The 10000-nt window shown below is 47.8% G+C and carries 6 protein-coding genes and 1 pseudogene; 6 read left to right on the top strand and 1 reads right to left on the bottom strand.

Annotation, left to right across the window (positions count from 1 at the left end; genetic code table 11):
* The 5 genes and pseudogenes from LDL40_RS05275 to pssA form a co-directional block, all read left to right on the top strand.
* Positions 1-323: pseudogene (locus LDL40_RS05275) on the top strand (Rne/Rng family ribonuclease); the annotation flags it as partial.
* Positions 323-4297 carry a YhdP family protein gene (locus tag LDL40_RS05270; RefSeq protein ID WP_300994122.1) on the top strand — a complete coding sequence of 1325 codons (3975 nt, stop codon included), beginning with the start codon at positions 323-325 and terminating at the stop codon, positions 4295-4297. The pseudogene LDL40_RS05275 and the gene LDL40_RS05270, both read left to right, overlap by 1 nt.
* A complete protein-coding gene (locus LDL40_RS05265) occupies positions 4290-5129 on the top strand; it encodes a carbon-nitrogen hydrolase family protein (RefSeq protein ID WP_300994120.1) in 840 nt (279 codons plus the stop codon). The genes LDL40_RS05270 and LDL40_RS05265 overlap by 8 nt, the downstream gene beginning before the upstream one ends.
* Complete coding sequence (gene tldD, locus LDL40_RS05260; RefSeq protein WP_300994118.1) at positions 5126-6565, top strand: metalloprotease TldD; 1440 nt, start codon at positions 5126-5128, stop codon at positions 6563-6565. Before LDL40_RS05265 ends, tldD begins: the two co-directional genes overlap by 4 nt.
* A 151-nt stretch (positions 6566-6716) precedes the next feature.
* Positions 6717-8060, top strand: a complete 1344-nt coding sequence (pssA, locus tag LDL40_RS05255; RefSeq protein ID WP_300994117.1) for a CDP-diacylglycerol--serine O-phosphatidyltransferase — start codon at positions 6717-6719, stop codon at positions 8058-8060.
* A 56-nt stretch (positions 8061-8116) separates the two neighbouring features.
* Here the strand turns inward: pssA and yjgA are convergent, their stop codons facing one another.
* Positions 8117-8644 (bottom strand): ribosome biogenesis factor YjgA, encoded by a 528-nt coding sequence (yjgA, locus tag LDL40_RS05250; RefSeq protein WP_300994115.1) that lies wholly within the window; start codon positions 8642-8644, stop codon positions 8117-8119.
* 303 nt (positions 8645-8947) lie between these two features.
* Here yjgA and pmbA point away from each other — a divergent pair.
* The coding region (pmbA, locus tag LDL40_RS05245; RefSeq protein WP_300994114.1) for a metalloprotease PmbA at positions 8948-10000 on the top strand (1053 nt) is incomplete at its 3' end.

Here is a 10000-nt window from a genome sequence, read left to right as displayed (position 1 = left end):
TAGGTTTGGTTGAGATGACCCGCAAGCGCACCCGTGAAAGTCTGGAACATGTGCTTTGTGGTGAGTGCCCGGTCTGTGCAGGCCGTGGCAGTTTAAAAACAGTGGAAACCGTCTGTTTCGAAATTTTACGTGAAATAGTGCGGGTGAACCGGGCTTATGTCGCAGATAAATTTGTAGTTTATGCCTCTCCCGCAGTAAAAGATGCGTTAATTAATGACGAATTTCACAGCATGGCTGAACTTGAAGTCTTTATTGGTAAACAAATTAGTGTGGTGATTGAACCTCAATACGGTCAGGAACAATTTGACGTGGTGATGATGTAGTGCGAACGGTAAAACAGGCCTGGTTTTATTGCTTACACAAGCTGTGGATCTTTTTTGCTATCTTCGTAGTGTTGATGGCCACCCTGGTCTCGGCTTTACGTTTTGGTCTACCTTACGCGCCCGGTTATAAAACTGACATTGAACACTGGATCAAAGCGCAATACGGCACAGAAGTGCGGATTGGTGCTTTGTCCGCTGGTTGGCAGGGCACTGGACCTGCGCTGGTTTTGCAGCAACTGGAAGTATTAGACAGCAACTTTCAACCTCAACTGACCGTCAAAGAAACCGGGGTCCGACTCGATTTCTGGCGTTCCTTACGCACCATGAAACTTAGTGCAGCTCATTTTGAACTGACGGGTTTAACTTACAGGGTGGATGCTCAGCGTTGGTTAGGCAGTGGTGTAGCTGCGCCTTCAGACAATCAGCAACTTTTCGATGCTTTGCAGGACCTGTTTTTTAAGCAACTGCAACATTTCTCTGTGCTCGATAGTCAGTTGGTGTTCAACAACAGCCAAAACGAAGATATCCGGCTGGAAATCAAAGCGTTAACCTGGCAAAACGAAGGTGAACGCCATCAGGGCTGGGGCGAACTGTCTGTGGCTGATGTCACCGCCAATACCTTGTCATTTATCATCGACTTAACAGGCGAACCTTCCAAAGCTCAAGGCCAGTTGTATCTGGCCAGCCAGCAGCTGGACTTATTGCCATGGTTCCAGCAGTTATTACCTCAAACCCGTAAGCTCAACAGCGCTAAATTAAACTTTGCCGCCTGGGGCGACATCAAAGGCGGCAAACTGCAACAAATCGACGTGGCTTTGTCGGACAATAATGTCGGCTGGCTGAAAGATGGCGTCTGGAACAAAGTAGCCTTATCGGATGGTTATTTACGCTGGTTACCTATGGCCAAAGGCTGGACTCTAAGCTCCAGTCCAATGACCTTGAGCAACAGCAGTCAAAGCTGGCCCGGCTTGCAGTTACAGCTGCGTCAGGAAGCTAGCGGATATCAGGCCTCGTTGCAGAATTTGCAATTGGCGGTAGCCCGTCCTTTACTCGAATTATTTTCTGATGGTTCAGAGCAATTACAGTCTTTGTTGGCTTATCAGTTGGATGGGAAAGTCGATCGACTGGACTTACTCACTGAGAATGAACAGTGGTATTTATCCGGTCAATTTGAAGAATTGTCATCCGCACCAGTGGCCGATGTGCCAGGTGTGAAAGGTTTTACCGGCTCTTTTGTCGCTTCACCTTATTTTGGCTGGGTTGGCCTAAAAGCACAGGATGGTGCTTTGCAATGGGGAGAAGCTTTTAGCAAAGACTGGACTTATAAAGGGGCTGAATTGGAGTTGGCCTGGCGTAAGAGGGCGGGCAACTGGCAAATTCTGGTGCCTTATCTGAGCTTGTGGCAAGACGCTTTTAGCCTTGAGGCTGAGCTGGTGGTGAATCTGGACGATAAACCCAATATGGATTTAGTCGCAGAACTGCATGGGGTGCCAGTGCAAAATGCCGAACAGTTTTTCCCGAAATTTTATATGCCACACTCTGTGATCAACTACCTGAAACCAGCTTTGATATCGGGTGATGTCAGCTCAGGTAAAGTATTATGGTCTGGTGATTTCTCCGCTTACCCCTATCAGAGCAAAGACGGTGTATTTCAGGCGCTTGCCGATGTCAGCAATGCTGAATTTTTATTTGATCAAAATTGGCCCAGTCTGACTGATTTATCCGCTGAATTGTTTTTTGAAAATGCCTCCATGCTGATTAGCAGTAAGTCTGGTTACCTGGTGGACGCTCCTGTTGATCAGGGCGTACAAGTGGCTATTCCTGATCTTTATCAGGCCGAAAGCTTACTTATTGATATCAAACAACAGCTGCTGGCCGAGCAGGTGACAACCCTGATGCAGGCTTCACCTTTGCATGACTCTGTTGGCGAAACTCTGGCCTATTTAGGGGTGACAGGCCCTGTCAAAGGCGATGTTCGGTTGACTATAGGTCTGAAAGAGCCAACGGTGGATGTCAAGGGAGCTATCGATTTTGAACGTAATGGCCTGGCCTTATCAGCCCCTGCCATCACAGGAGAAAACCTGACCGGTCGGCTGGAGTTTCATAACGACAAACTGACCGCCGACGAGTTGCAGCTTTTTATTAGCAATATTCCATTGCAGTTTGGCTTCAGGGGCGAACAGCAGCAGGATAATTATAAAGTTTCTTTATTAAGTCAGGGCTTGCAGAACAGTAACGAGTTGTTGCTTAACCTGGCTCCGGAACTCGAACATTTTGCCAGTGGGCCACTGAATTGGCAGTTCAAACTCGACTTATTGCTGGCGGGGGAAGGTTATACCTATCAGGCTGATTTGGCATTAGATTTAGCAGACACTGAACTGTTGCTGCCAGCGCCTCTGGCGAAAAAATCAGGCCAGCCTGGTACCGTATTCTGGTCTTCCAGTGGTAGTCAGGATAATTCAGTAATCGCTATGACTTATCAGGATCTGGTATTTTTTGACGCCAGCTATGTGCATGCACAAGGCCAGATAGGCCGGGCTCACTTAAGTTTGGGCAGCAAAGGCAATGCAGGTTTTGCTGACGGCTTTACCATCAGTGCTAATTTGGACCAGACGGAGTTTCTGCCATGGTTTGAGTTGATCAGGCAACAAGTCAGTCAGCAGTCAGATGAGGCCGGGCTTTTGCCTGCGTTAACCTCCGTCAAGGCTAGTGTTGATAAACTAAAGGTCACAGACGATCTGGAGTTCGACCAACTAGAGCTGAACTTAAAACCCGAAGCGGACCTCTGGTTACTGGATCTGAAGGCGGCTCAAACTCAGGGGCAACTGACACTGGCAAAGGATTTGATGGCGCAGGGAATAACAGCCAATCTGGAATTCTTAAAGCTGTTTCCTTACGACCCTGTTGCTGCGGAAGCTGAGGCCATAGCGCAGGCCGAAGCTATCGCCAAGTTGACTAAAGAGCAACAAATAGCCAAAGCGCTGGCTGAAGTAGTGAAACCACAACCTATGCCCTGGTTAGCCGATTTACCGCCGTTGCGACTGGACTGTAAAAGCTGCATTTTTGGGCCTTTTGATTTAGGCAGGTTAAAATTACAAACCGAATCTGATGGTGAGCGTTTGACTATTCAGAGCTTTGAGTCCCGTTACAAAGAGCATCAATTAAGTATCAAAGGTCAGTGGCAAAAAGACACAGAGGCTGGCGTGACAACCTTATCGGCCAAATTGACCAGTCCGGATTTTGGCCAATTAATGAAAGACTATCATTTGAGCTCTGCTATTGCAGGTAGTCCGGCTCAGGTAGAAATAGACAATATAAGCTGGGCTGGCGGTCCTACTCAGTTTAATTACGCTACATTAGGCGGCAAGCTGAACTGGCAGTTAGGTGAAGGCTCCTTGTCGGAAGTCAGCGACAAAGGCGCGCGTTTATTGTCTTTGTTTAGCTTAGGGTCTTTAGTGCGTAAGCTGAAACTGGACTTCAGGGACATATTCTCCAAAGGCTTTTTTTACACCGAAATGAAAGGTGACTTACAGCTGGATAAGGGCGTAGTGCATACCAATAATACTATGGTTGATGGCGCCGCAGGTAAAATAGAAATTCAGGGCTATGCTGATTTAGTCACAAGACAACTGGATTATCAGATGGCGTTTTTACCAAAAATCACCTCGAGTCTGCCTGTACTTGTGGCGTTGCTGCAGTTTAATCCTGCCACAGGTTTAGCGGCTTTGGCTTTGGACGAGCTGGTAGAGTCGGCTGAAGTAGTGTCTAAAGTGAATTTTGTCGTCACAGGTAATTTTGACCAGCCAGAAGTGGTAGAAGTGGCACGTCATACCACAGAAGTTGAGATCCCACGGTCTGAACTATTAAAAGCTGAGCAGGAAAAACGTTTACGTTTGCAACAGGAACAGCAGTTGCAACAAAAACCTGAACAACCAGCGGCCAGCACTAAAACCAGGGACAAAGCTAATGGCTAAGCTCTGGCGTTTGTCTGCACTGCAACTGACCAGTGGTCCAGAGCCTTTGGCCAATCTGGCCAAAGTGGATCAACTACTGGCCGGGTTACCCAGATCAGCGCAGCATTTGGCGGTTTTACCTGAGGGTGTGGCTGTATTTGCAGGACCTGATGGCTTAAACCTGCAATTGGCGGAAGTCCCAGGTTCTGGCCCGCTGCAAAGCGCTTATGCGGAACTAGCAAAAAAGTACCAGTTGCATCTGCTGGTAGGTACTTTACCCACTCAAACATCTGATCCAACACGGTTCGCTGCCAGTAGTTTGTTGTATAACCCACAAGGTGAATTGATAGCGGATTACCAGAAGATCCATTTATTTGACGCCTTAGTGAACGACAGCAGCAAAGAGTATCAGGAATCTTCCTCTACTGTACCTGGAGGGAAACTCAGTCTGGTACAACTGGATGAGCTGAAACTGGGTATGTTGATTTGTTACGATATGCGTTTCCCGGGCTTAGCTCAGGCTTTAGCAGCTTTGGGCATGAATGTGATGGCTGTACCTTCTGCTTTTACCACTGTAACTGGGGAAGCGCACTGGCATACTTTGCTAAGGGCCCGGGCGATAGAAACCCAGAGTTTTGTGGTAGCTCCTGCTCAAGTCGGGACCCATATCAATGGCCGTCAGACTTATGGCCACAGTTTAATTATCGACCCATGGGGCCGTATTTTAGCCGAAGCCGATGGCAGCAACGAAATGGCGCTGAGTGTCGAAATAGATTTAGATCTTTGCCAACAACTGGCAAAGAAAATGCCGGTAAGGCACCACAACAGATTTCAAAGTGAGTTCAAAGCATGAGTAAGGTCGAACACAACCTGTTAAGCGCCAGTGATTTAACTGCGAATGATTTGCAGCAAAGCCTGGGCTTTTTATTTGCACATCAACTGGATTATGCCGACCTGTATTTTCAATCCAGCGTGCATGAGTCCTGGGCGCTGGAAGATGGTTTAGTCAAAGATGGCTCGTTTAACATAGAACGTGGTGTTGGTGTTCGCGCTATCAGTGGCGAAAAAACCGGTTTTGCTTATGCCGATTCGATATCAGCTGCAGCTCTGAAACAAGCGGCGGAAGCAGCCCGAGGTATAGCGGCTGTGGGCCAACAAGGTTCTGTCCAGGTCTTTAGGCAACAAAGTCAGCCAGAAATTTATTTACCTTGTGAACCGCTGCAAAGTTTGGACAATACAGCAAAGGTTGAGCTGCTGAAGCAAATGGAAGTTTTTATCCGTAGCCTGGACAGCCGTGCCGAGCAAGTGGCGGTCAGTTTATCCGGTGTTTATGAAGAAGTTTTGGTAGCTGCTTCGGATGGTACTTTTGCGACTGATATTCGTCCTTTAGTGCGCCTGAACTGTTCGGTACTGCTGCAGCACAATGGCCGCCGTGAACGGGGTGGTAGTGGCGGTGGCGCCCGTACTGACTACCAGTATTTCCTTGAAGATGTGAATGGTTCGCCGCGCTGGCAGGGTTATGCCCGTGAAGCTGTGCGTATGGCTCAGATCAATTTAACTGCTGTAGATGCACCGGCCGGTACTATGCCTGTGGTGCTGGGATCTGGTTGGCCTGGTGTGTTGTTACACGAAGCTGTGGGCCACGGTCTGGAAGGTGATTTCAACCGCAAAGGCTCTTCTACTTTTGCTGGTCGCGTTGGTGAGCAAGTGGCCTCAAAGCACTGCACTATTGTTGACGACGGTACTTTGGCGCATCGTCGAGGCTCATTGAATATCGACGATGAAGGTACAGCCAGTCAATACAACGTGTTGATCGAAAACGGTATTCTGAAGGGATATATTCAGGATAAACACAACGCTATGCTGATGAACGTGGCTCCTACAGGCAACGGTCGCCGTGAGTCTTTTGCCCATTTGCCTATGCCGCGTATGACTAATACCTATATGCTTGCAGGCGAGTACGATCCACAGGAAATCATCGGCAGCGTGAAAAAAGGCATTTATGCGCCGAATTTTGGCGGTGGCCAGGTGGACATCACTTCAGGCAAGTTTGTATTCTCCGCCTCCGAAGCTTATTTGATTGAAAATGGTAAAATTACTACTCCTATCAAAGGCGCAACCCTGATTGGTAATGGCCCGGAGGCGATGCAGCAGGTCTCTATGGTCGGCAACGATTTAGCACTGGATGCCGGTGTGGGCGTTTGTGGTAAACAGGGTCAAAGCCTGCCAGTAGGGGTTGGCCAACCCACCTTAAAACTGGATGCGATGACGGTTGGTGGTACGGCTTAACTGCTACAAAGACGAAAAACACTAGGACTTTGTGCCGTTTTACGGCAAGATCCAACCCATTCAAATTAAGCACTTAAAATGGGGTCAGATCACATTATGACTAATTAATGTGATCTGACCCCAATTTAGCCGACTGAGAACTTCGCCTGCTATGTTACAAACTTTGTTAAACAGACGTCGTTTGGCCAAATTGCCAAAAACAGATCTGGTCGCTGAAACAGTTTCTGTATTGTGGTCAGCAGCTGATTACAAAAGCACAGTGTTGGATCTGATCCAGCGCGCTCAACATCGTATTGTGATCACCGCCTTGTATTTGCAGGCTGACGAAGCAGGCGAGCAAATCCTGCGGGCTTTATTTGCCGCCAAACAGCGCAAACCTGATTTGCAGGTGACAGTTTATGTCGACTACCACCGTGCCCGTCGCGGCCTGATTGGCCAGGAAGGTGCCCGCACTAACAACGATTTTTACCGTGAGATAGCCAAAGATTACCATTTACCTATCCAAATCATTGGTGTGCCGGTAAAAAAGCGTGAACTCTTTGGTGTGCTGCATTTAAAGGGTTTTGTGTTTGACCAGACTTTGCTGTACAGCGGCGCTTCTTTGAATAATGTTTATCTGGCAGAACAAAGTCGTTACCGCGCTGATCGTTATCTGGTGCTGCAAAATCAGGTGATAACAGATGCCATAGTGCAGGCACATCAACAGTTATTTGGTGATGAAGAACAAACGCCTGAACTTCTGGATGACGAAGACTATGTCAGTCAGGCGGTGAAACGTCAGTCGCGTTTGTGGCTGAAACACGCCAAAGCGACCCGATATCAGTATGAAGATAAAACAGATTCAGCACTGCGCGCTTCGCTGCTTATGGGCTTAGGTCGTCGCAATAATGAACTGAACAGTACTGTGCTGGCATTGCTTGCTGTAGCACAGCAGGATGTACTGATTTACACCCCTTATTTTAACCCGCCTGTGGCCTTAGCTCGCGCTTTACGTAAATGTTTAAAACGTGGAGTTGTTGTGACCATAGTGGTAGGTGATAAAACGGCTAACGATTTTTATATTCCGCCAGGTCAGCGGTTTAGCAAAATTGGTGGATTACCTTATTTCTACGAAACTATTTTACGTAAGTTTGTCCGCGCCAATCAGAAGTTTATTGATAGCGGTTTGCTGCATGTCAAATTATGGAAACACCAGGAAAACAGCTACCACCTCAAAGGCTTGAGCGTAGACGGTATTAAACACCTTTTTACCGGCCACAATATGAATCCAAGAGCTTTTGCTTTGGATTTTGAAAATGGTATTTATGTCGAGGACGAATTACAGCAGCTAAAAACTCTGCTCGAACAGGAAAAACAGGTGATCACAGCCCACGCCAATGAGATTGTGCATTACTCAGAAATTGAAACAGTGCGGGATTATCCTGAAGTAGTGCAAAAGCTATTGGGTCAGTTGCGTCGTATAGGTGCAGATTTAGTGGTGAAACGCTTGATATAAAAATGGGGTCAGATCACATTATTTGTTTGGCAAATAATGTGATCTGACCCCATTTTTTAGTCTTCTAAAATGGCTGGTTTAATCAGCTGAAACAGTTCGCGGAAGGCCTTAGGTGGCTGGTTCTTTTCCTGTTCCTTTTTCGCATTACGGATCAGGGTGCGTAACTGTTGTATATCCACTTGCGGAAATGCTGCCACAAACTCAGTTACCGCATCAGGATTGGCGATCAGTTTATCACGCCAGGTTTCCACTAAATGAAACTTACGGGTTGCTGCCTGATTGGTATTACGCAGTACCGCCAGAGCACGCTCGATAGGCTCCAAATCGCGGGTACGCATTAAACGGCCAATAAACTGGATATGACGACGCAAAGCTTCGTGTTTTTTCACCAGCTTGTCTGCCAGCGCTAAAGCGTCTTTTAATTCGTCATCTAAATCTAACTTAGCACGGGCCGCAGGGCTTAACGCCACCAGCTCTTCGCCCAGCTTTTGTAACGCAGTCATCTCTTTTTTGACTTGGGTTTTACTTTTACCATGCTCAACATCCCAGTCGTCGCCATGGGTAAAGTCGGTCATATCGGCCATAGAATTCTCTTACCATCTAATTAATGCACATAGTATACCCGATCTACTGAGCAATAGCAGCGGCGCCCTTCGTACTTGAAGCCGCAGCAGCATTGACTGCGTTCAGAGCCTTAGTCACATAGACAACTATGCTCCTGAGGTCTCTCTCGCTTGTCGCCTTGCTGCAACTCCAGTGACTTGGGCCGAGTTGTCCAACATAGCGGTAGCTGCGTTGGTCGTCCCTACGTCCAATTGCTGAGGAACTATGATAAGCTGAGCCCAAATTCTGGCAGTTAAAACAGAACAACTCTGACAGGTAAAGCAATGAGTCAAACCGAAGTTACAATCTGGCAAGAAATCGCCGAAGTAAAAGATGCGGTCAGCCAGGTGCTGGCACATGCCAAACAATTAGGTGCCAGCAGCGCCGAAGCCTCGATGAACCGCACCAGAGGGTTAAGTGTAGAAACCCGTCATGGTGAAGTGGAAACCGTAGAGTTTAATCAGGACGGTGGTTTAGGTATCAGCATTTATGTCGGCCAGCGTAAAGGCTCTGCTTCTACTGCTGACTTAAGCCCTGCCGCTTTAAAACGCACAGTCGAAGCGGCTATCGATATAGCTCGTTATACCTCGGAAGATCCACATGCGGGTTTAGCAGAAGCGGCCTGGCTGGAACTGTCACCACCCGATCTGGATTTATTTCACCCTGCTTCTGTTTCTACTGAACAAGCTATTGAGTGGTGTAAAGCCTCGGAAGAAGCCGCTTTTGCTTATGATGGCCGTATTACCAACTCAGAAGGTGCGTCCTTTTCTTCGCATCAGGGCTTAAAAGTCTATGGTAACAGCCACGGTCAACTGGTGGGTTATCCAAGCAGCCGTCACAGCTTGAGTTGTGTGGTGATAGGCGAAGAAGGCGAGGATATGCAGCGGGATTACAGCTACACAGTGGCCCGTGAATTAAGCGATTTGTTGGATCCGGCGTTGATTGGCCGTGAAGCGGCGAAGGAAACAGTGCAGCGACTGAATGGTCGCAAACTGGGCACACAAAAAGTGCCGGTGATTTTCCGTGCTGATATCGCCAGCAGTATTTTTGGCCATTTAGTGTCTGCGATCAGTGGAGGTAGTATCTACCGTAAATCCAGCTTCCTGCTGGATAAAGTAGGCCAGCCTGTGATGTCGGACAAAGTCACTATTCTTGAACGCCCACATGTAAAGAAAGCCCTGGCTTCCACCCCTTTTGATGGGGAAGGCGTAAAAACCCGTGATTTAACCATACTGGATAAAGGTGTATTAAATACTTACCTGACCACCAGTTATTCTGGACGAAAGTTAGGTTTGCCAAGTACAGGTCATGCCGGCGGTATTCACAACTGGTTAGTA

This window comes from Rheinheimera sp., assembly GCF_020217005.1.
Classification (GTDB): domain Bacteria; phylum Pseudomonadota; class Gammaproteobacteria; order Enterobacterales; family Alteromonadaceae; genus Pararheinheimera.
The sequence above is the reverse complement of the archived record's forward strand: the minus strand, read 5'-3'. Positions and strand labels throughout refer to the sequence as shown.

Excerpts from the sequence above, each read along its gene's own strand:
- LDL40_RS05265 (WP_300994120.1), top strand. The coding sequence starts at position 4,290 with ATGGCTAAGCTCTGGCGTTTGTCTGCACTGCAACTGACCAGTGGTCCA.
- pssA (WP_300994117.1), top strand. The coding sequence starts at position 6,717 with ATGTTACAAACTTTGTTAAACAGACGTCGTTTGGCCAAATTGCCAAAA.
- yjgA (WP_300994115.1), bottom strand. The coding sequence starts at position 8,644 with ATGGCCGATATGACCGACTTTACCCATGGCGACGACTGGGATGTTGAG.
- tldD (WP_300994118.1), top strand. The coding sequence starts at position 5,126 with ATGAGTAAGGTCGAACACAACCTGTTAAGCGCCAGTGATTTAACTGCG.